General features: G+C 56.9%; 21 protein-coding genes. 11 read left to right on the top strand and 10 right to left on the bottom strand.

The window, feature by feature from the left end; all coding sequences use genetic code 11:
• Nucleotides 1-33: 33 nt before the first annotated feature.
• From recG to gmk, 5 genes are read right to left on the bottom strand one after another with little or no spacing between them, the layout of a single operon-like run.
• A complete protein-coding gene (gene recG, locus KOSB73_RS30005) occupies nt 34-2,115 on the bottom strand; it encodes an ATP-dependent DNA helicase RecG (protein ID WP_004137703.1) in 2,082 nt (693 codons plus the stop codon).
• A 2-nt stretch (nt 2,116-2,117) separates the two neighbouring features.
• Nucleotides 2,118-2,807, bottom strand: a complete 690-nt coding sequence (gene trmH, locus KOSB73_RS30000) for a tRNA (guanosine(18)-2'-O)-methyltransferase TrmH (protein ID WP_024359706.1) — start codon at nt 2,805-2,807, stop codon at nt 2,118-2,120.
• 4 nt (nt 2,808-2,811) lie between these two features.
• Entirely contained in the window at nt 2,812-4,932 is a 2,121-nt protein-coding gene (gene spoT, locus KOSB73_RS29995) for a bifunctional GTP diphosphokinase/guanosine-3',5'-bis pyrophosphate 3'-pyrophosphohydrolase (protein ID WP_024359707.1), read from the bottom strand.
• Nucleotides 4,933-4,950: 18 nt separating this feature from the next.
• Entirely contained in the window at nt 4,951-5,226 is a 276-nt protein-coding gene (gene rpoZ, locus KOSB73_RS29990; RefSeq protein WP_004106927.1) for a DNA-directed RNA polymerase subunit omega, read from the bottom strand.
• Between the two features lie 54 nt (nt 5,227-5,280).
• Nucleotides 5,281-5,904, bottom strand: coding sequence for a guanylate kinase (gmk, locus tag KOSB73_RS29985; RefSeq protein ID WP_004137706.1), 624 nt, complete (start codon nt 5,902-5,904; stop codon nt 5,281-5,283).
• 257 nt (nt 5,905-6,161) lie between these two features.
• Here gmk and ligB point away from each other — a divergent pair, with 257 nt between their 5' ends.
• Nucleotides 6,162-7,838 (top strand): NAD-dependent DNA ligase LigB, encoded by a 1,677-nt coding sequence (gene ligB, locus KOSB73_RS29975; protein WP_098141436.1) that lies wholly within the window; start codon nt 6,162-6,164, stop codon nt 7,836-7,838.
• A 5-nt stretch (nt 7,839-7,843) separates the two neighbouring features.
• Here the strand turns inward: ligB and KOSB73_RS29970 are convergent, their stop codons facing one another.
• Entirely contained in the window at nt 7,844-8,461 is a 618-nt protein-coding gene (locus KOSB73_RS29970; RefSeq protein ID WP_004126674.1) for a trimeric intracellular cation channel family protein, read from the bottom strand.
• Nucleotides 8,462-8,736: 275 nt separating this feature from the next.
• Between KOSB73_RS29970 and KOSB73_RS29965 the strand changes: the two genes are divergently transcribed.
• Nucleotides 8,737-9,996, top strand: a complete 1,260-nt coding sequence (locus tag KOSB73_RS29965) for a chloride channel protein (protein WP_098141434.1) — start codon at nt 8,737-8,739, stop codon at nt 9,994-9,996.
• A gap of 73 nt (nt 9,997-10,069) precedes the next feature.
• On the opposite strand, the gene KOSB73_RS29960 is transcribed toward KOSB73_RS29965, so the two are convergent.
• Nucleotides 10,070-10,933 carry a YicC/YloC family endoribonuclease gene (locus KOSB73_RS29960; RefSeq protein ID WP_004137708.1) on the bottom strand — a complete coding sequence of 288 codons (864 nt, stop codon included), beginning with the start codon at nt 10,931-10,933 and terminating at the stop codon, nt 10,070-10,072.
• 123 nt (nt 10,934-11,056) lie between these two features.
• Between KOSB73_RS29960 and rph the strand changes: the two genes are divergently transcribed.
• Nucleotides 11,057-11,773: a ribonuclease PH gene (rph, locus tag KOSB73_RS29955; protein ID WP_004106921.1), complete on the top strand. Its 717-nt coding sequence runs from the start codon at nt 11,057-11,059 to the stop codon at nt 11,771-11,773.
• A 65-nt stretch (nt 11,774-11,838) separates the two neighbouring features.
• Nucleotides 11,839-12,480 (top strand): orotate phosphoribosyltransferase, encoded by a 642-nt coding sequence (gene pyrE / locus KOSB73_RS29950; RefSeq protein WP_004126666.1) that lies wholly within the window; start codon nt 11,839-11,841, stop codon nt 12,478-12,480.
• A 124-nt stretch (nt 12,481-12,604) separates the two neighbouring features.
• Here the strand turns inward: pyrE and slmA are convergent, their stop codons facing one another.
• From slmA to coaBC, 3 genes are all read right to left on the bottom strand, one after another.
• Nucleotides 12,605-13,201 (bottom strand): nucleoid occlusion factor SlmA, encoded by a 597-nt coding sequence (gene slmA, locus KOSB73_RS29945; protein ID WP_004137709.1) that lies wholly within the window; start codon nt 13,199-13,201, stop codon nt 12,605-12,607.
• Nucleotides 13,202-13,376: 175 nt separating this feature from the next.
• Nucleotides 13,377-13,835, bottom strand: a complete 459-nt coding sequence (gene dut, locus KOSB73_RS29940) for a dUTP diphosphatase (protein ID WP_004126662.1) — start codon at nt 13,833-13,835, stop codon at nt 13,377-13,379.
• A complete protein-coding gene (gene coaBC, locus KOSB73_RS29935; protein ID WP_024359710.1) occupies nt 13,813-15,024 on the bottom strand; it encodes a bifunctional phosphopantothenoylcysteine decarboxylase/phosphopantothenate--cysteine ligase CoaBC in 1,212 nt (403 codons plus the stop codon). Before coaBC ends, dut begins: the two co-directional genes overlap by 23 nt.
• Before the next feature lie 175 nt (nt 15,025-15,199).
• On the opposite strand from coaBC, the gene radC reads away from it, so the two are divergent.
• The 7 genes from radC (at nt 15,200) to KOSB73_RS29900 (ending at nt 21,812) form a co-directional block, all read left to right on the top strand.
• Entirely contained in the window at nt 15,200-15,865 is a 666-nt protein-coding gene (gene radC / locus KOSB73_RS29930) for a RadC family protein (protein WP_004126657.1), read from the top strand.
• A gap of 216 nt (nt 15,866-16,081) precedes the next feature.
• A complete protein-coding gene (gene rpmB / locus KOSB73_RS29925) occupies nt 16,082-16,318 on the top strand; it encodes a 50S ribosomal protein L28 (RefSeq protein ID WP_002436699.1) in 237 nt (78 codons plus the stop codon).
• 20 nt (nt 16,319-16,338) lie between these two features.
• Nucleotides 16,339-16,506 (top strand): 50S ribosomal protein L33, encoded by a 168-nt coding sequence (gene rpmG, locus KOSB73_RS29920; protein ID WP_003024094.1) that lies wholly within the window; start codon nt 16,339-16,341, stop codon nt 16,504-16,506.
• A gap of 198 nt (nt 16,507-16,704) precedes the next feature.
• Nucleotides 16,705-17,382, top strand: coding sequence for a vWA domain-containing protein (locus KOSB73_RS29915; RefSeq protein ID WP_049131051.1), 678 nt, complete (start codon nt 16,705-16,707; stop codon nt 17,380-17,382).
• Between the two features lie 4 nt (nt 17,383-17,386).
• Nucleotides 17,387-18,112, top strand: a complete 726-nt coding sequence (locus tag KOSB73_RS29910; RefSeq protein ID WP_098141432.1) for a PP2C family serine/threonine-protein phosphatase — start codon at nt 17,387-17,389, stop codon at nt 18,110-18,112.
• The gene (locus KOSB73_RS29905) at nt 18,102-19,475 is read left to right on the top strand and encodes a hypothetical protein (RefSeq protein WP_004137717.1); all 1,374 of its coding nucleotides are present in this window, start codon (nt 18,102-18,104) and stop codon (nt 19,473-19,475) included. The genes KOSB73_RS29910 and KOSB73_RS29905 overlap by 11 nt, the downstream gene beginning before the upstream one ends.
• The gene (locus KOSB73_RS29900) at nt 19,476-21,812 is read left to right on the top strand and encodes a TonB family protein (RefSeq protein ID WP_049086961.1); all 2,337 of its coding nucleotides are present in this window, start codon (nt 19,476-19,478) and stop codon (nt 21,810-21,812) included. It abuts the gene before it with no gap.
• The last annotated feature ends 13 nt before the right edge of the window (nt 21,813-21,825 follow it).

Here is a 21,825-nt window from a genome sequence, read left to right as displayed (position 1 = left end):
AATTATGCGCAGCGTGGCGAGATGACGTTCGCGCTACGCGTTGGAATAGCGTTCGGTTTCCGGCATCCAGCGCTCAATCAGCGCCTGGGCCTGCTGGGGATAGCGTTCGTGAATATGGCGGGCGATGCGCTGAACTTCCGGGATCATGGCCTGATCGCGCAGTAAGTCCGCGACTTTAAATTCTGCGTTGCCGGTCTGGCGGGTGCCGAGCAGCTCGCCGGGACCGCGAATTTCCAGGTCTTTCTGAGCGATGACGAAACCGTCGTTGCTGTCGCGCAGAACCTGCAGGCGCTTCTGGGCGGTTTTTGACAGCGGCGATTTATAGAGCAGCACGCAGTGGGAGGCTACCGCGCCGCGCCCGACGCGGCCTCTGAGCTGGTGCAGCTGCGCCAGGCCCAGACGCTCCGGGTTTTCGATGATCATCAGACTGGAGTTGGGCACATCCACGCCGACTTCAATCACCGTGGTGGCGACCAGTAGATGCAGCTCGCCCTGCTTGAACGCGCTCATCACCGCCTGCTTCTCGGCGGACTTCATGCGCCCGTGCACCAGGCCGATATTCAGCTCCGGCAGCGCGAGCTTCAGCTCTTCCCAGGTGGCTTCCGCCGCCTGGGCTTCCAGCAGATCCGACTCTTCAATCAGCGTACAGACCCAGTAGGCCTGACGACCTTCGTGGGTGCAGGCGTTACGCACGCGGTCGATAATATCGCTGCGTCGGGTATCCGGAATGGCCACCGTGGTGACCGGCGTACGGCCCGGCGGCAGTTCATCGATGACCGAGGTGTCGAGGTCGGCATAAGCGGTCATCGCCAAGGTACGCGGAATCGGTGTGGCGGTCATAATCAGCTGGTGCGGATGAAAACCCTGCTGTTGGCCTTTTTCCCACAGCGCCAGCCGCTGATGGACGCCAAAACGGTGCTGTTCATCGATAATTACCAACGCGAGGCCGTTAAACTGGACCTGCTCCTGAAAGATGGCGTGGGTCCCGACAATCATCTGCACCTGTCCGCTGGCGATAGCCTGCTGCTGCGCCTGGCGCGCTTTGCCTTTTTGTTTGCCCGCCAGCCAGCCCACCTCAACGCCCAGCGGTTCGAACCAGCTGCGGAAGTTATTGGCGTGCTGTTCAGCCAGCAGCTCGGTCGGCGCCATCAGCGCCACCTGTTTGCCGTGGGCGATGGCGCGCAGGGCGGCAAGCGCGGCAACCAGGGTTTTACCGGAGCCCACGTCCCCCTGCACCAGACGCATCATCGGCACGTCCAGCGCCATATCGCGCTCGATTTCAGCCGTGACGCGCGCCTGCGCGCCGGTCGGCGTAAAGGGGAGGGAGGCCAGCAGCTTGTCTTTTAACGTGTCGTTAGCGCTAAGCGCGAGGGCGTGATAGCGCTGGGCGCCTGCCCGCAGCGCCAGCATGCTGAGGTTATGCGCCAGCAGCTCTTCCAGAATTAAGCGCCGCTGGGCCGGATGTTTACCGCTTTCCAGCTCGCTAAGCTGTAGCGTGGGCGGCGGGCGATGCAGGGTGCGTAAGGCGTCCGGCAGGCTCATCATCCCCTGGGCCAGCTCCGGCGGCAGCAGCTCGGCGATCGCGCAGGTTTCAAGCAGCTCCAGCGCCTGGTCGGTGAGCTTGCGCAGCGTAGCCTGCTTGATGCCTTCGGTGGTGGGATAAACCGGGGTCAGCGTTTCCTGTAAATCAGGCGTACTCATATCGCCCTGAACCCGATATTCCGGGTGGATCATCTCCGCTCCGTGCTTACCGCGCTTCGCTTCGCCGTAGGCCAGCACGCGGCGCCCGGTTGCCAGACTGTTTTTCATCGCCGCGCTGAAGTTAAAAAAGCGCATGGTGAGGATGCCGGAGCCGTCGCTTATCTGGCAGGTCATCATCCGGCGGCCGCCGAAAGTGATATTGCAGTTGAGAACTTCGCCTTCAACGGTGGCGTAAACGCCGGGCAGCAGTTCGCCGATTTGATACAGATGGGTGCGGTCTTCGTAGCGTAGCGGCAGGTGCAGAAGCAGATCCTGCACTGTGTGAAGGCCGATTTTCGCCAGTTTACTGCTCTGGGCCGCGCCTACGCCCGTCAGGGAGTTGAGCGGCACCGCATCCAGCAGACGGCCCTGCATGATTACTTCGCCGCCTGCATGGTGGCCCACCACGCGGCATCGGCTTCGACTTCGCCCTGCTCGTTGACGTGGGGGTAGGGAAGACCTTTGCGTTTTGCGACCCTCGCCAGCACCGGATAGCCGCCTTCAAACAGCAGACGCTGTTGGTCTTCTTCCGGCAGCATGCTGTTTTCGCGCTGGTACATGCCGGCGTTCTGCCGCTGGCGCTGGGCTTCGTAGAGGATAAGCGCCGAGGCGACGGAAACGTTCAGCGACTGCACCATGCCAGTCATCGGAATGATGATGTCCTGGTCCGCCAGGTCTAACGCTTCCTGCGTAATGCCGGTTTTCTCCTGCCCCATCAGGATACAGGTAGGGCGGGTATAGTCGATTTCACGGAAATCAACGGCTTTATCAGAGAGGTGGGTCGCCAGGATCTGCATGCCCTGGCCTTTTAAATGCGTGACGGCCTCGCCAATAGTACGGTGGGTTTTAACCTGCACCCAGCTATTGCTGCCGGCCGCCGCAGAGGCCATGGTACGCATACGGCTACCCGGCCAGATAGCGTGCACTTCATGCACGCCAACGGCGTCGGCCGTACGAATGACCGCAGAGACGTTATGAGGTTTGTGGACCTGCTCCATGCAGACCGTCAGGTCAGGCTGACGCCTGGCGAGCATCTCGCAGATACGCGCATAACGCTGTGAATTCATAATACTAGTTTCGGTTACGGGTGACTTTTATCACATCCGGCATGACGCGAATTTTGCGCATAATATTCGCCAGATGTACGCGATCGCGCGCGGTGAGGCGAATAAAGGCGCTATAAACGCGGCCATCTTTCTCTTCCGTATTCAGGCTTTGGATATTGGAAGAGGCGGTGTTGATCGCGGCGGTAAGATTCGCCAGGGCACCCTGATGGTTGAACATGTCCACCTTGATTTCGGTGATAAATTCCTGCGCCGTCTCTTTGTCCCACTCGACCGCCATAAATTTCTCCGGCTCTTTCTGATAGCCGCGAATGTTACGACAGGACTCATGGTGGATAACCAGGCCTTTGCCAGGACTGACGTGCGCAATAATCGGGTCGCCGGGGATCGGACGGCAGCATTTGGCAAAGGTGATCAGCACGCCATCTGCGCCTTTAATCGGCAGATGGTTATGGCCGATAGGCGCCGGCTGTACAGGCACGGCGGTAGTTTCACCCTGCTGCAGGTTTTTTGCCACCACGACGCTCATGGCGTTGCCGAGGCCGATTTCGGCCAGCAGATCGTCAAGGGTTGTCAGCTTCATGCGCTCAAGTTCACGCTGAATATTCTCTGGCGGAATCTCCGCCAGCTTACGGCTACCGCCGAGGGCGTGGTTGAGCAGGCGGCGTCCGAGGCTAACGGAATCGTCGCGCTTGAGGTTTTTCAGCAGCTGGCGAATTTTGGCGCGCGCTTTCGAGCTGACGACAAAGTTCAGCCACGCGGCGTTCGGGCGTGCGCCCGGCGCGGTGATGATTTCCACCGTCTGGCCGCTGGAGAGCGACTGCGACAGCGGATACGGCTGGCGGTCGACGCGCGCGCCGACGCAGGCATGGCCGATATCGGTATGCACCGCGTAGGCGAAATCCACCGGCGTCGCGCCAGCGGGCAGTTCGACAATGCGCCCTTCCGGGGTGAAAACGTAAATCTCATCCGGGAACAGATCGGATTTCACGCTCTCAATAAATTCAAATGAACTACCGGCGCTCTGCTGAAGCTCCAGCAGGCTCTGCATCCAGCGCTGGGCGCGGATTTGCGCGGTGGTGCTGCTCTCGCCGCCGTGCTCTTTATAAGCCCAGTGCGCCGCCACCCCCATTTCCGCCATCTGGTCCATGTCTTCGGTACGAATTTGTACCTCAACCGGGACGCCGTGCGGGCCGATCATCGAGGTGTGCAAAGATTGATAGCCGTTCGCCTTTGGAATGGCAATGTAGTCTTTGACGCGACCCGGACGCGGCTTGTAAAGGCTATGCATCTGGCCAAGCACGCGGTAGCAGGTGTCGGAATCATGGACGATGACGCGGAAAGCGTAGATATCCATAATCGAGTGAAAGCGCTGCTCTTTGAGCACCATCTTGCAGTAGATGGAGTACAAATGCTTTTCGCGACCGCTTACGCGACAGGGAATTCCCGCTTCCTGCAGGCGCCCTTCGATTTCGGAGAGGATTTTTTGAATCATCTCTTTACGGTTGCCGCGCGCCGCTTTGACCACCTCTTTAATAACGCGGTAGCGGTTAGGATACAGCGCCTCAAAGCCCAGCTCTTCGAGCTCGGTTTTGATGTGATGAATACCTAAACGGTGCGCCAGAGGGCTGTAGATTTCCAGCGTTTCGCGGGCAATGCGGCGGCGCTTATCCGGGCGCAATGAGCCCAGCGTACGCATGTTATGGGTGCGGTCAGCAAGCTTGATAAGGATGACGCGGATATCCTGCACCATCGCCATAATCATTTTGCGAAAGTTTTCGGCCTGGGCCTCTTTCTTGTCGCGAAACTTAAGCTTATCAAGTTTTGACACCCCCTCTACCAGTTCAGCAACGCTTTTACCAAAAAGCTGCTCCATGTCCTGGTAGGTGGCGGGGGTATCTTCTATCACGTCGTGCAGCAGAGCGGCCATCAGCGTTTCGTGGTCGAGTTTCATCTCGGCCAGGATACAGGCTACCGCTACCGGGTGCGTGATATAGGGTTCACCGCTTGAACGTGTCTGGCCCTCGTGAGCGTCACGTGCAACGAGATAAGCCTGCCGAAGACGTTTAATTTGCTCTTCGGGCAGGTAGTTTTGAATCAGCTGATTCAGGCTTTCAAACAGATACAAGGGCGACCCGCAGTGTGATTAACGACGACCTTCAGCAATAGCGGTAACGGCTTGTAATTCAGCGGCTTCCTGCTCTTGCTGTTCCTGGCGCTCACGAACGTCGAGGATCTTGTTGTTGATCAGACCTTCTTCGATTTCGCGCAGTGCGATAACGGTAGTTTTATCGTTTTCTTCCGGTACCAGCGGATCCTTTCCGCCTACCTGCATCTGACGAGCGCGACGCGCGGCGACCAGTACCAGGTCAAAACGGTTACCAATTTTCTCTACAGCGTCCTGAACAGTTACGCGTGCCATACTTAAAATGCTCCACAGGTGAAGAAATGACTGGGCATAATACTGAATGTGGGTTCAGTCTGCCAACAGTTTGGTGATTAAAGCGCCATGTCGCTGCTTTTGGCGGCTCATGCGCAGACGTTCGGCGCGAATAATAATTTTCAGATCGCTCAGCGCGGTATCAAAATCATCATTCACAATCAGGTAATCATATTCCGCGTAATGGCTCATTTCTGCAACTGCCTGCGCCATACGTTTCGCGATAACCTCTTCGCTGTCCTGACCGCGGCCGCGCAGGCGACGATCAAGCTCATCTTTTGACGGCGGCAGAATAAAAATGCTGCGCGCGCCGGGCATTCTGTTGCGGATTTGCTGCGCGCCCTGCCAGTCAATATCGAGGAAGACATCGACGCCGGTCGCCAGTACCTGCTCGATAGTTTCGCGCGAGGTGCCGTAATAGTTGCCAAAGACTTCTGCATGTTCAAGAAAAGCGTCTCTGCCAATCATCGTCCTGAATTCGTCGTGATTCACAAAGAAATAGTGTTCACCGTGCACTTCACCCGGGCGCGGAGCGCGTGTGGTATGCGAAACAGAAACCTGAGAGTCGTACAACGGTTGGGTTTTTAATAAAGCCTGAATCAGGCTGGATTTACCCGCGCCGCTAGGGGCGGAAACAATATAAAGCGTGCCTTGAGCCATGAGTGTCTTTTGTATGTGGTGGTCGAAATAGAGCTTACATACGAGCCTATTATACACGGCGGCGCAGCGTGACGCAGTCCCTGTCACACTTTTTGCGTTCTTTCTTTCATTTTGCTTGCCGTTTCCCTGATTTCTCCGGGCGTTGCAGAAACAACACAGAAAAGCCGGAAGCCTGCTCGCAGCGTTAAAAATCCCCTCTCGCCGATGAAAATAAGCCTGCGGCACAATCCCCGGTGAGAAAACAGGAGGGCATCGCGATGCAAAAAGGAGTCTGGGCGCTGGTGCTGTGGATGCTGGTGGGATACGGGCAGGCAGCCTGCCCCGCGTGGCCGCAGGCCAAGGCTGAACAGGAAATGGAACGTCTCGGTCAGCGGATAACGGAATGGAATAACGCCTACTGGCAGCAGGGGAGCAGTACGGTAAGCGATGAAGTCTATGACCAGCTTGCGGCGCGGCTGGCATACTGGCAGCGCTGCTTCACCGGCGAGACTCCCGCTCACTCTGCGCTTCCGCCGCTAAGGGGGGATACCAGACATCCGGTGGCGCACACCGGCGTGCGTAAACTGGCGAATCAAGCCGACGTGGCGCGCTGGATGCGTGGCCAGTCCGGCCTGTGGGTACAGCCGAAAGTCGATGGCGTCGCGATCACGCTGGTGTATCGGCAGGGGCGTTTGACGCAGGCCATAAGCCGGGGTAACGGCCTGACCGGGGAAGACTGGACGGCCAGGGTCTTGCAGATCCCCTCAATTCCTAAAACCTCTGACGGCGTACTGGCGAATAGCGTGCTGCAGGGTGAGCTGTTCCTGCTCCGCGAGGGGCATGTACAAAAGCGAATGGGCGGCATGAACGCGCGGTCAAAAGTAGCCGGCATGATGATGCGCCAGGAGGCGCAAGCGGAACTTGATAGGCTGGGCATCTTTATCTGGGCGTGGCCCGATGGTCCAGAGGATATGGAACAGCGGCTGGCGCTGCTGCGGCAGGGCGGCTTTCTTTACAGCACGCTTTTTTCGCATCCGGTCGCGGATGCGCAGCAGGTTGAACGATGGCGCCAGCGTTGGTTGACTTCACCGCTGCCTTTTGCCACCGATGGCGTTGTGGTGCGGCGGGCAAAAGAGTCCGCCGGGCGTTACTGGGCGCCGGGTCAGGGCGATTGGGTTATCGCCTGGAAATACCCGCCTGCCTCGCGGGTTATGGAGGTTCGCGGTATCAGCTTTAGCGTCGGGCGCAGCGGTAAAATAGCCGTGGTGGCGCTCCTGGAGCCGCAGCTGCTGGACGATAAGCGCGTGCAGCGGGTGAACGTCGGCTCGGTATCCCGCTGGTACAATCTGGACATCGGTGTTGGCGATCAGCTGCAAATCAGCCTTGCCGGGCAGGGGATACCGCGCATCGATTCGGTCGTCTGGCGCACGGCTCAGCGTAATAAACCCCGGCCACCGGCGGCGCGTTTCAATGCCTTAACCTGCTACTTCGCCACCCCCGAGTGCGCGGAGCAGTTTCTCTCGCGGCTGGTCTGGCTCTCATCCCGATCGGTTCTCGATATTGACGGCGCGGGGGAAGCGCTGTGGCGAACTCTGCACGATGCCCGCAGCATGGGGCATCTCTTTTCATGGCTGGCGTTTACGCCGGAGCGGCTGCAATCCATCCCGGGCATCTCTGCGCAGCGCGGGCAGCGGCTGTGGCATCAGTTTAACCTTGCGCGCGAACGGCCTTTCCTGCGCTGGATACAGGCAATCGGCGTGCCCATACCGAAGATGGCATTTGCCGGGCTGAAGGAGGATGACTGGCGACGGATGCAGGATCGCAACGAAGAGCAGTGGCGACGCCTGCCGGGTATCGGAGCAGAACGAGCGCGGCAGCTGGTGACGTTCTTACATCATCCGGATGTTGCCGCGCTAGCGAAGTGGCTGAGCGGGCAACGCGTTCCGGGATTCTGAAAGCACTAATGTGCGCTATGGTTGTAATTAAATACCGGCAGGCCCAGCTTCCAGCGCAGCGCCAGCATGCGGGCGGTAAAGCCGAACAGCAGGGTGGAGATAACCACCACATCGTGATTGCTGACGTAATGCTGGAGCGCGATATAAAGCACCGCGGCGGCGAATGATACCCCGGCGTACAGCTCTTTCTGGAACACCAGCGGGATGCGCTTGCAGAACATATCGCGCAGCACGCCGCCAAAAACGCCGGTGATCACAGCGGCAATGGAGGCGATGACCGGGCCCTGGCCCATATCCAGCGCGATCTGGGCGCCAATGATAGAGAACACGATCAGGCCGAGCGCATCAAGCACCAGGAACAAGCGTCGCAGATGCGGCATCACCGGGGCGGCAATCGTGGTCAGGACCGCGGCCACGGCAACAATAATGACGTACTCGGGGTGTTGTACCCAGCCAAGCGGATAGTGGCCAAGCAGAATATCGCGCACCGAACCGCCTCCGAGGGCCGTCGCGGTAGCGATGATAATGACGCCAAACGTATCCATACGGCGGCGCCCGGCAGCCAGCGCGCCGGTCATGGCTTCCGCCGTAATCCCAATCAGATAAAGAATATGAAGCAGCATAAATCCCCCACGGTGATGGCGGAAGGTTAACGATTTGTGCTCAGGATCACGATTGAGTTTTTCTAAAGTGAATGTCTTTAACCAGATTTATGTAATGTTTGTATTGCCTATGTATCCTGTTTTTAAACGTTAATATGTCATTTTATTATTTAATATAGATTAGAAAAAGTAATGATGAAGGCGCTGGCGTACATCTCTAGCGAATACGTAATGAATACCTAATGTTTAATTCCCGACCTTTATCCTTTTATTTTCCTCCTTCAGGGCCTGAGAAAATGACTGCAGCCGCTGGCAATAAAAACTCTTTCACCCGCCTGATTGCCGTTGTGCTGACGGGGATACTGGCCGGTCTGTCAGGTATGGTTCTGGCGCTGATTTTACACGCGATTCAGCACCTGGCTTTTGGCTACAGCCCTGGGCAGATCGTGAGCGCGGAGTCATTTCTACAGGGCGTCACGGATTCTTCCTGGCCTCGTCGCATCTCGGCCATTGTGGCGGGGGGAGCCATCGCCGGGTTCGGCTGGTGGCTGCTTGGACGCTATGGGCAGAAGCGGGTTTCAATTGCGGCGGCGGTGGCTAACCCTTCCGTGCCAATGCCTGCGGGTACCACAACGATTCATGCTCTGTTGCAGATCGTCACCGTGGCGCTGGGCTCTCCGCTTGGTCGCGAAGTGGCTCCCCGGGAAATGGGCGCGCTGGGGGCGGGGATGGTGGCGCGTAAGCTGGGGCTGACGGCGGATGAAACCCGAACGCTGGTTGCCTGCGGCGCCGGTGCGGGCCTGGCGGCGGTGTATAACGTCCCGCTGGCCGGTGCGTTATTCAGCCTTGAGGTCATGCTGCTGTCGTTTAGCTGGGAAAAAATGCTGGCGGCGATTATCACCTCGGCGATTGCCGCGTGGACGGCAACGCTCGGGTTAGGCGATGAATCGCAATACCATTTTGCTTCCGACATCCTGCCGCATTCATTTCTCTGGTGGGCGGTTATCGCCGGCCCCATTCTTGGCGCCGGGGCCTGGCTCTTTCGCAAAGCGACCAGCACGGCGCGTTCGCACGTCCGAAGTAACTGGCAGATGCCGGTTTTCTGTCTGCTGGCGTTTTCCCTGCTCGCCGTCCTCAGCCTCTATTTCCCTGAGCTTCCGGGAAACGGTAAAGGGCCTATGCAGCTGGCTCTCAACGATGAACTGGGTTTCCCCGGGGCGGCGATGCTGCTGGCGCTAAAAATGGTGGTGATTCTGGCGGTGCTGCGCGGCGGCGCGGAAGGCGGCCTGCTGACGCCTGGGTTGGCGGTCGGCGGCATGACCAGCCTGCTGCTGTGCATGCTCTGGCAACAGCTGCTTCCCGGGGGAGAGTGCGCCAGTTTTGCTCTCGTCGGCGCGGCGGCGTTCCTCGCTGCATCCATGCAAATGCCGCTAACGGCGGTAGCGCTGGTGATGGAGTTCACCCACATGGATCACAGCTATCTGGCTCCCACGCTGCTGTGCGCCGCAGGGGCGTTTTTAACCTGCCGGATACTGGATAAAAACTATTTCTTCTGAAACGCAGCGAAAATAAAAGGCCATGATTTACCATGGCCTTTTGTCCGAACGTGATGTGGCGGGCGGGAAACCGTTACTCGATGTTCTGGATCTGCTCGCGCATTTGTTCGATCAGTACTTTCAGCTCAATGGCGGAGTTCGTCACTTCAGCATTGATAGATTTAGACGCCAGGGTGTTCGACTCGCGGTTGAACTCCTGCATCATAAAGTCGAGGCGGCGACCGACCGCTTCTTTCTTCTTCAGGATATTCCACGTCTCTTTCACGTGCGCTTCCAGACGATCCAGTTCTTCGGCGACGTCTATACGCTGCGCCATCAGCACCAGCTCCTGCTCGAGGCGGTTGTTTTCCAGCTGCACTTCCGCATCTTCCAGCTTGGCAACCAGACGCTCGCGCTGCCACTGTAAAATTTCCGGCATATGGGCGCGCACTTTAGCCACTTCGGCCGTCACGCCGTCGAGACGCTGTTCGATCAGCGCTTTCAGCGCCTGGCCTTCGGTTTCGCGGGCGACGATAAAATCATCCAGCGCGCCGTTCAACGCGCCCAGGATTTCGGCGGTAATAGCGTCCAGATCCTGCTCATGAGCCGACATTACGCCAGGCCAGCGCAGAATATCGACCGGATTGATTTCGCCTTCGTCGCTCTGCATTTTGACCCAGTTGGCGGCGTTAACCAGCTGCTTTGCCAGTTTTTCGTTGAGGATCAGCTCGCCCTGCGCGCTCGGGTCTTGCTCAAAACGCAGGGTACATTCGACTTTACCGCGGGTCAGACGGGAACGAATACGTTCACGCACCACGGGCTCCAGGCTACGGAACTGCTCCGGCAGGCGGAAGTAGGTTTCCAGATATCGTTGGTTTACCGAGCGCAGTTCCCACGCGGCGCTACCCCATTCACCCTTGATTTCACGCCGGGCGTAGGCGGTCATACTGCGGATCATAGACGTTCCTGTTTTTAAAGGAGAGTGGGGTGGATTATAGCTTTCGAGGCCTTATCAGGATAGGAATAAGCGCGCATTATCCGTATAATGCGCAGCCACATTCGTTTCAAGCCGGAGAACACCATGCGTCCAGCAGGCCGTAGCGCTAATCAAGTGCGCCCAGTAACCCTGACCCGTAACTACACAAAACACGCAGAAGGCTCCGTGCTGGTCGAATTTGGTGACACGAAAGTATTGTGCACCGCTTCTATTGATGAAGGCGTGCCGCGCTTTCTGAAAGGCCAGGGCCAGGGGTGGATCACCGCGGAATACGGCATGCTGCCGCGTTCTACCCACACTCGCAACGCGCGTGAAGCCGCAAAAGGTAAGCAGGGCGGGCGCACCATGGAAATCCAGCGCCTGATCGCGCGCGCACTGCGCGCTGCAGTTGACCTGAAAGCGCTGGGTGAATTCACTATCACGCTGGACTGCGACGTACTGCAGGCCGACGGCGGCACCCGCACCGCATCGATAACCGGAGCCTGCGTGGCGCTGGCCGATGCGCTCAATAAGCTGGTTGCGGCCGGTAAGCTGAAAACCAACCCGATGAAAGGGATGGTGGCGGCGGTCTCCGTAGGCATCGTGAATGGCGAAGCGATTTGCGATCTGGAATACGTTGAGGATTCCGCGGCGGAAACCGATATGAACGTGGTGATGACCGAAGATGGTCGCATCATCGAGGTGCAGGGAACGGCGGAAGGCGAGCCGTTCACTCATGAAGAACTCCTCACCCTGCTGGCACTGGCCCGGGGGGGTATCGAATCCATTGTCACGACGCAGAAAGCGGCGTTGCAAAACTAGTTTTTAAGGCGACTGAGAAGTCGCCTTTTTTTTGTCCGTAGAAAAGTAAGATGAGGAGCGAATCCATGAAACCGTATCAGCGCCAGTTTATTGAGTTTGCGCTTAACAAGCAGGTACTTAAGTTTGGCGAGTTTACGCTGAAATCCGGGCGCAAGAGCCCCTATTTCTTCAACGCCGGCCTGTTTAATACCGGGCGCGATCTGGCTCTGTTAGGCCGTTTTTACGCCGAAGCGCTGGTGGATTCCGGGATTGATTTTGACCTGCTGTTCGGCCCGGCCTACAAAGGTATTCCGATTGCCACGACCACGGCGGTCGCGCTGGCGGAACACCATGACCGCGATCTGCCTTACTGCTTTAACCGTAAAGAGGCGAAAACCCACGGCGAGGGCGGAAATCTGGTGGGAAGCGCTCTGCAGGGCCGCGTGATGCTGGTGGATGATGTTATCACCGCAGGCACCGCGATTCGGGAATCGATGGAAATTATCCAGGCCAACGGCGCGGAGCTGGCCGGCGTGCTGATTTCTCTTGACCGTCAGGAGCGCGGGCGCGGCGAAATCTCCGCGATTCAGGAAGTTGAGCGCGACTACGGCTGTAAAGTGATTTCCATCGTGACGCTGAAAGACCTGATTAGCTATCTGGAAGAGAAGCCGGAAATGGCTGAACACCTGGCGTCAGTTCGCGCCTATCGCGAAGCGTACGGCGTATAAACCGCGGCCCGGCAGGCGCCGGGCTGATTTAAGCCGCTACGCTAAGAGCTGCAGGATATCAACGCGGATAAAGTTCCTGTGGGAAGAGATGCAGCCTTTCTGGCTGCATAGAGACAGGCGATAATTACTTCAGCTGGGCGGCGACCAGCGGCCAGCGGGCGTCAAAATCGTCCGTCGGGCGATATTTAAACTCGCTGCGCACAAAGCGCGACAGCATCCCTTCGCAGAAGGCCAATAGCTGGCTGGCCAGCAGGGCCTCATCGACGGTAAAGCCTTCGCCTTCGCGCATTTTCTTTTCCCGCATCACCTGACGCAGCTGAACTTCAATACGCTCGAACAGCTGATTGATACGGCCCTGAAGCCGGTCCTGTTCAAACATCAGCGCATGGCCGGTCAGAATTCGTGTCAGCCCAGGATTACGCTCGCCAAACCCAAGAATCAACAGAACAATCAGCCGCAGGCGCGCTGAGGTGTCTTTTTCATCTTTTAAAATCAAATTGATGCGCGTAATCAGGCTGTCTTCAATAAATTCAATCAGGCTATCAAACATGCGGGTCTTGCTCGGGAAATGCCGATACAGAGCCGCTTCGGATACGCCAACGGACGCCGCCAGTTTCGCTGTGGTAATGCGCTGACTCCCATCGCTGGATTCAAGCATTAGCGCCAGAGATTGAAGTATTTCTTCGCGACGATTCCTTTTCGCAGTTTGTTTTTCTGCCATGTTTTAAAATACCCCTGAAAAAAGCACTTGTCAGGCAGGCACCCACAAAGCGACCGCAAGCTGTGGCCTGCGGTGATGTTATTGCATTAGTGCGCTTTGCGATGCTGGTTCCACTTCATCCTTCAGGCTGCCCTTTTGTCGGCGACGCCCCGAAAGATTTTTTCTATCGCCGGGCTTATTGACGCCCTGAGTGACCGAAGCCGCCTTCGCCGCGATCGGTGGCGTCAAAATCTTCCACCAGGTTAAATTCCGCCTGCACAACAGGCACAAACACCATTTGCGCGATACGCTCGCCGGGTTCGATGATGAAGCTCTGCTGGCTGCGGTTCCAGACGGAAACCATCAACTGGCCCTGATAGTCAGAATCAATCAAACCGACCAGATTACCCAGTACGACACCGTGCTTATGGCCCAGCCCGGAGCGCGGGAGAATGACCGCGGCCAGAGAAGGATCGGCAATATGAATCGCCAGGCCGGTCGGCACGAGAGTGGTTGCGCCGGGAGCCAGCTCTACGGCGTCATCGAGACAGGCTCGCAGGTCAAGTCCGGCGGAGCCGGAGGTGGCATAGGTCGGCAGCGGAAATTGCTGACCAACGCGCGGGTCCAGAATCTTAACGTCGATTTTTTTCATCATAACGGGTAACGATCTCGTCGAGTAATAATTGGCCCAGGAGTTCCTTGCGCTCAAGTGGTAAGCGCTTATCTCCCTCCTGCCAGAAAAGGTGTAATGCATTGCTGTCGCTGTTAAATCCTTGATTTGGCTGTGAAACATCATTGGCGCAAATCAGATCAAGATTTTTGCGGGCTCGCTTTTGCCGTGCGTATTCTTCCACATTATTTGTTTCGGCGGCAAACCCAACGACGTAAGGGCGGTTGGCCTTAAGCGCAGCGACCCCTGCGACGATATCCGGATTTTTAACCATTTTCAGGGTTAATTCATCACCTTGTTTTTTAATTTTTTCTTCGGCGATGGCGACCGCACGGTAGTCGGCGACTGCCGCACAGCCAATAAAAATCTGCTGTTGAGACGCGCTATTTTGCACCGCGGCTTCCATTTCCAGCGCTGTGGTGACATCAATTCTGTGTACAAACGGCGGCGTAGGCAGCGAAACCGGGCCGCTCACCAGCGTAACGTTCGCACCGCGACGCGCGGCGGCGGCGGCAATCGCGAAGCCCATCTTACCAGAACTGTGGTTGGTTATATAACGCACCGGATCCAGCGGCTCGCGGGTGGGGCCCGCGGTAATCATGATGTTCAGATGTTGCAAATCTTTGACAGGAGAGAAATGCTGCGCGGCCATATCCACAATGGTCAGCGGGTCGAGCATCCGCCCTGGGCCAATATCGCCGCAGGCCTGGCTGCCGCTGTCCGGGCCCCATACCAGCAGGCCGCGGGCGGCGATGACGCCAAGATTATGCTGGGTGGCGGCGGCGCGATACATCTGCTGGTTCATGGCGGGCACGACGGCGACCGGTGACGGCGTAGCGAGACAGATCGTCGAGACGAGATCGTTGGCCATGCCTGCCGCGATGCGGGCGATTAAGTCGGCGGTGGCGGGGGCAAGAATGACCAGATCAGCCCATTTCCCCAGCTCAATATGGCCCATCGCCGCTTCGGCGGCCGGGTCGAGCAGGCTGTCGGATACCGGATAACCGGACACCGCCTGTAAGCTTAACGGCGTAATGAAGGCTTTTGCGGCTTCCGTCATGGCGACGCGGACATCCGCGCCGCGGTCACGCAGGCGGCGCACCAGTTCTGGCGTTTTATAGGCGGCAATGCCGCCGCTCACGCCAAGAACGATCTTTTTACCAGCCAGACTCATCATGATTTTTTCCTGTTGCGGTACACCAGAATTCGCGCATCTTATCACAATCCTCACGGCATCGTGTGCCTGGTAGAGATTCACTTTGCGAGGCGCCACGCAGGGATAAAACTTGCGTATCGGCGGCGCAAAAAGGCTGTGCCAGGATAGCGCGGAGTAGGAAGGAGAGGCCGCGATGGAAATACAAGAATCCCTGATGCCGAGGGAAAAGATGCAGCGCTACGGTATCGAAGTTTTGTCGGATATTGAACTGTTGGCGCTATTTTTACGTACCGGTACCCGCACGCAGGATGTGATGACGTTTTCGCGCGAGTTGCTGCAGCGTTTTGGCTCGCTGTACGGCCTGTTATCGGCGGAGGAGTCGCAGTTTGCCGAGGTGGAAGGCATTGGCCTGGCGAAATATGCGCAGCTAAAAGGGATCGCTGAACTGGCGCGACGCTATTTTAGTCTGCGAATGACCGAAGAACCCTCGCTGGTTACCCCATCGATGACGCGAGAATTTCTGCAAAGCCAGCTGGCCGACGAAGAGCGCGAGATCTTCATGGTGATCTTTTTAGACAATCAGAATCGGGTATTGAAACATAGCCGACTTTTTTCTGGTACTCTTAGCCACGTTGAGGTGCATCCGCGAGAAATCGTACGCGAAGCCATCAAAGTGAACGCCGCCGCGGTGATCCTGGCACATAATCATCCATCCGGTAGTCCTGAGCCGAGCAAGGCCGACAGGCTGATTACCGAAAGAGTGATAAAATGTTGTCGATTCATGGATATACGTGTGCTGGATCACCTTGTCATTGGCCGCGGAGCGTACGTATCTTTCGCTGAACGCGGCTGGATTTAGCCCCGATCGCGCGATCCATCGGGATCTTTGTCTGTTCGGGACTTGAGCACATCGCCGAGTCAGCGTATACTACGCCACCTTTGAGAATCTCGGGTTTGGCATTTGGGCCTGGCAATCGAGAGTTCGCTTAGAACTGCGATGACCGGGCTGTAAAGCCTGACGAGGCGCCAATACCCCATACGAAGCTCGAGCTAATTTGATTTTTGGAGAATAGACATGTCCCGAGTCTGCCAAGTTACTGGCAAGCGTCCGGTGACCGGTAACAACCGTTCCCACGCACTGAACGCGACTAAACGCCGTTTCCTGCCGAACCTGCACTCTCACCGTTTCTGGGTTGAGAGCGAGAAGCGTTTTGTCACCCTGCGCGTATCTGCTAAAGGTATGCGTGTTATTGATAAGAAAGGCATCGATACAGTTCTGTCCGAACTGCGTGCCCGTGGCGAAAAGTACTAAGTACTTAGAGGAAATAAATCATGGCTAAAGGTATTCGTGAGAAAATCAAGCTGGTTTCTTCTGCTGGTACTGGTCACTTCTATACCACCACGAAGAACAAGCGTACTAAGCCGGAAAAACTGGAACTGAAAAAGTTCGATCCAGTTGTCCGTCAGCACGTTTTATACAAAGAAGCTAAAATCAAATAATTTTAGACTCCTTGTACAGAAAAACCCCGCCCCGGCGGGGTTTTTTGTTTTCGCTTTACACTCATCCTGCCTCCGAAATATATCCCGCTCTTCTTTTTTATTGATAATCATTAACCATATGAATGAATTGGTTTTTCTTGTCTTACCAGCATGGGGTGTTTATCCTGCCGGTACAGAAAACCACCGACAGGGATTGTTATGACGTCTTTAATTCCGGATGTTTCATTTATCGATAATAGTGAACAGCGTACGCCTTTGATTTTAGTCCTTGACTGCTCAGGCAGCATGGACGGCCAGCCAATCGCCCAGCTAAATCAGGGGCTCAAGCTGCTGGAAGAAGAACTCAAGCATGATGTGATAGCCGCCAAACGCGTTCGCCTGCTGGTGATTAAATATGGCGGTTACGACGAGTGTCAGCTGTACGGCGACTGGTGCGATGCGATGGATTTCACCGCACCTGTTCTTGAAGCCAACGGCTTAACGCCTACCGGGCAGGCCGTCAGCATGGCGTTAAGTGAAATTGAAGCTGAAAAGCAGCGCCTGAAAGCAGCTGGCGTACCCTATACCCGGCCATGGCTGTTTTTGATGTCGGACGGCGCGCCAACGGATAACTGGCAGACGGCGGCCCAGGAGTGCCGCGAGGCGCAGGCGGCGAATAAGGTTGCCGTATTCCCGATTAGCGTGGGTAGCGAGGCTTCCGAATCGATGGGTCACTTCAGCCGTAGCGGTATAAACGGCGTGAAGCAGCTAAAAGGTTTGCAGTTCCGCGAGCTGTTCCTCTGGCTGAGCGCCAGCATGCAGGTAGTTTCGCAGTCTACCCCTGGCGGTAGAGCACAGCTGCCGCCGACGGATAGCTGGTCAGAAATTTCGGTCTGACGCGATGAACTGGCGCGTTTACGCTTCGTCGGTCATTGGCAGCAGCCACCGACAAAATAACCTTCCTTGTCAGGATGCCTTTTGCTACCGCAATTTGGGCGATCGTCTGGTCGCCGCCGTATGCGACGGCGCAGGCTCAGCCGCTTATAGCGAACAGGGTGCGGTTTTAGTCGCCCGAGAGCTGGCCGAACGGCTGGCGAAATTCACCGCCGCGCCTGATGAACAGCAGCTGGCGACGCTGATAGCGAGCGTGCGTGAGGTCGTTCTGCTGGCGGCGCAGGAGCGAGGGCTTTCCGCAGGCGATTTTGCCTGTACCGTTGTGGCCGCATGGCTCGGGGAAACCGCCTCAGTGGTGCTGCATATCGGTGATGGCGTCGCGGAGTTGAGCATCGACGCTGAGCAGCACTTCTCGTTACCTGAAAACGGTGAATACGCCAACCAGACCTGGTTTCTCACCAGCCACGACTGGCGCGAACATTTACGCATCCGTCAGTTTGCTGGCAGAGCCACGCAACTGGTGATGATGTCCGACGGCGTGCAGCCGTTTGCGCTAAACCAGCGCGGCGATGCGCTATTCTCCCCCTTTATGGACCCTGTTTTGCGTTATTTGCTGCAGGTCTCTGAGGTTGAAGGGAGTGAGGCGATACGCGCCACGCTTGACGACCCGCGCACCTGGGCGATAACCGGCGATGATAAGACGCTTCTGGTAGCTCTGCGTAATGAAGCATAAAAAAGCCCCTGGGTGTTATAACGAGCAACGTCGCGCGGTACGCCTGGGAAAACTGATTAAGAGCGGCGGCGCTGGCAGCGTCTATTTTCTGGCGGATGACCCTTCCCGCGTCGCGAAAATCTATCATCCCAATATCGATACCGGCTATTACCAGCGCAAGCTTAGCGCCATGCTTGCGCAGCGCCCGGAAATCCCCGCGCCTGCTGACGGTGAAGCGATCGTCCAACTGGCGTGGCCTGACTATTTGCTCTTCGACGAGCGCAAGCGGGTTATTGGCTTTGTTATGCCGGTGCTCGATACCCGGCGCACTATTGAGCTGGAGTATATTTTGCAGTCGCGGCAGGCGAAGGCGCAGAATCTGCCGGAGGGGATTGGCGCCAAAGTGAGCCTGGCCTGCAACCTCGCCACCCTGGTCTCGGCGTTACACGCGCGCCAGCACCGGGTTATCGACATGAAGCCGGTCAACCTGCGTTTTTATCGCGACAGCCTGTACATCGCGCTGCTTGACTGCGATGGCTTTAGCATCCAGGGCGAGGGCGAGCGTTTCCCGGCCGGGCAGTTCACGCCGGATTACCTGGCGCCTGAGTTCCAGCGCATTGGCCAGGTGCCGGGCGAACAGGAAGAGGCTCAGGACCGCTTCTCGCTGGCGGTGATTATTTTCCAGTTGCTCAACCACGGCATTCATCCCTATAGCGGCCGCGCGCAGGCGGCAAAAGTGCCTGATGATTTACCCGGTCGCATCGCCGCCGGTTGCTACGCCTACGGCATCAATGCCGCAAAGAATATCTCTCCGGTACCGGCCAGTACCCATCACCTGCTGCCCGCTGGGCTACGCAAGCTATTCGATCGCGCCTTTAGCGATTCGCCTGCCCAACGTCCTTCCGCCGATGAATGGGCGAAGATCCTGCGTCCTTATGCGCTACGCAGTACGCAAAAAATTGTTCTCTGTAGTAAGAAACACCAGCATTTCGCCGGGATGCCGTGCCTGGTCTGCGCACGTGAAAAACAGGTTGTTGAGGGCGTAAAACAGGCGAAGCAGCATAAGCGGACACAAACCGTTAGTCCAAAGCCTGCGCCCGCAAAGCGGCAGCCTCGCGTGGCGCCAGCCGCTGCGGTACCTCGTCAGCCAACTGGGCCGGGGCCGTTAACGCTGCTGTGGCGCAATATGCGCAGCAAAGTTCCTGCATTTGTTTGGCATGGCGCGCTGGCTGTGATTAGCACGCTGGTGATGGCCATATTAGCGCGTAATTTTACCCAACTGAGCGGTCCCTGGCATGCCTGGTACGATAATGCGGCGTTAATCCTGATTTTTGTCTGGATAGCCGTGATGGGGCTGCTGGCGATTCTTCGGAGTAAGCCATAAATGATTACGCCGAAGTTAAAACACCTGCTGGTCATCTTGTCTTTGATTGCGCTTTTTGTCGCGCCGAATATGGTGCTCTTTCTCTGGTCTGCACCCTTTATGTTGGTGGATAAGCTTTCGCTTTTACCGGCGGCGCTGAATGCTCCCCAGCGTTTATTGCTCTACGGCCTGTGGCTAGGGGGAACTCTCTACTTTTCCGCCCTGATGTGGGTGGCGATTACCCGGCGCAATAAAGGCTATCTGATTGCTGCCGTGGCGCAGATTGTTTTTGTTATCGGTATCACCTTATTCAATGTCCCAATTGGCGAGCAAAACCAGCGGCGCTGGCAGAGTATGAATCAGCTGGCATCGCCCGCCTGGGCGGATTTTCTCTATGACCGTCATGCCCGTTTTATTCAGATAATCCTGCGTGGGGAACCGTTTAATCAGCACAAGATTGTCGAGCAATTTATCGCGCAGAAAAAGCCATTAGCGGAGCTGCCGCTTGGCTGGAGTGAAAAAGATGCCGCCGCCGCGGATGCGCTCTGGCAGCAGGCACTGGGCTATCGCGAACAAGAAGCGAAAGCATTACCCAAAATAACGGATTATCTCAGCTGGATGCCGGACCGTGGCGATCTGACGCTGGCCGCGGCTATCCTGACGCTGACAACGGATGCGGACAAATCGCGGGCGGAAAGAGCCTTTCGGCAGGCAATCGCCATTGCGCCGGAAAACTCTGACGCCTGGCTGGGTTGGGCGTTAGCGCTGATCCAGTCCCGCGATAATGAGCGGGTGCGAAATTCGCAGTTTCAGGCGCTTACGCAAAGCATTACGAGCGGATTATTGATGGCGGAGGGCCTGAAGGATAGCTCGCGCCAGCCTGCGCTACAGCAGCGGTTAGCGGCGTATATCGCGCAAATGCCGTCTGACGACCGGCAAATCCTACATATTCTGCAGGCCAGAATGCAGACGCGCTCCTGTGATTTGCCATTGGACCGGTATGCAACGGAAAAAGGCGAAGGTAGCAAGGTGCTGCCTTTATCGAAATCGATCGTGTTTAAAGAAGGCCCCGTGCGTGGCATCAGCACAGTTAACGAGCACTTTCCGGGGCACGTCAGCATTGAGCCAGAAAGATATGGGATCGGCAAAGAGACGGTGCCGCCGATGCTCTACCCGGCGATAAATAAATATATCAAGTCGGCGACGACGGTACTCTCGCTGGATACAGACGCCAGCGGCGAGCTGTTAAACGTGGTGGTTGAGTGCAGCAGCGGCGTTCCCGAGTTTGATAAAGCGGCGCTCCACTACGCGCCGCAGTGGCGTTTTCACTCTAATCGGCAGGGAAAGCGCCTGCTGATGCCGGTGACCTTTATCAGCGATCGCCTGTCTCCGAATGAACACTATCGGGAAATGGAATCACGGGCGATGCGTATCTCACGGCTGGCGGCCCGGCATAATAAACCTGGAATGGAAGCCGCCGCGCAAGAGATGGCCGCTCAATTCACCCGGATGAAAGCGCTTTTTCCGCAGAAGAAACTGAGCGCGGAAGAGGCGCGCAATTTACAGCTTATCTACTTCAAAAAACGAGAAAAAACGACCAAAGGCAGAATAGAAGGTTTTACCGAAATGACCGAGGCGATGGAAGCGCTGGTCGAAACGCATCCCTACTATGCGCCGTTATTGAAGGATTTGGCGCTGAGAAAGAGCTATGTTTCCTTTGACGAGAAACGGGCGACGTGGGCGCAACTGCTGGCGCTGGCTCCGGAGGATCCGCAGGTGTGGATGGGGTGGGGCAGCCTGTGGGCCGAGCGCGATCCTGAACTGTACATCGGCGCAATGATCTACTCCCTGTTGCTACAGCCACTCGCCGAGGATACCGAGCAGAAAATAGCGAATATCAAAACTAAGCTACTGATGCGGGTTGGCATGGGCGAGCGTAATGCGATTCTTTCGGCAAAAGTGTACGCGGATTATGCTGATATCCTCGGGGAAAGAGCGAAAGGTGAAGAGACCGCAAAAGCCGGGGAAATCTTGCCGGCGAGCAAAAAGCTGGACCGCCATGAAACGCTCGTTCCCTTTGACCCGCCGGTGAGTATGACGGTTGATATCGACAAGAATGCGGTGTTGAACGCGTCTTTCTTCGGCGTTGAGTGGAAGGCGCCGCAGATGCAGGGCGATAAACGGACTGAGCTTACCGTTGATATTGATAAAAACGGCGCGCCGACGCTGGTGCTGGTGAGCAAAAGCAGCGAAGTGGAACAGTACGATGCGCGGGCGGTCGATATGCTCTGGCGCTGGAAGTTCAAACCGCAGCCCGATGGCAGGCAGATAACCATCGGCGTGAATTTTCAGCACTAGTCGCGTCGCGGCC

It is taken from the genome of Klebsiella grimontii, from assembly GCF_900200035.1.
Classification (GTDB): domain Bacteria; phylum Pseudomonadota; class Gammaproteobacteria; order Enterobacterales; family Enterobacteriaceae; genus Klebsiella; species Klebsiella grimontii.
This window is presented reverse-complemented; position numbering and strand designations above follow the sequence as displayed.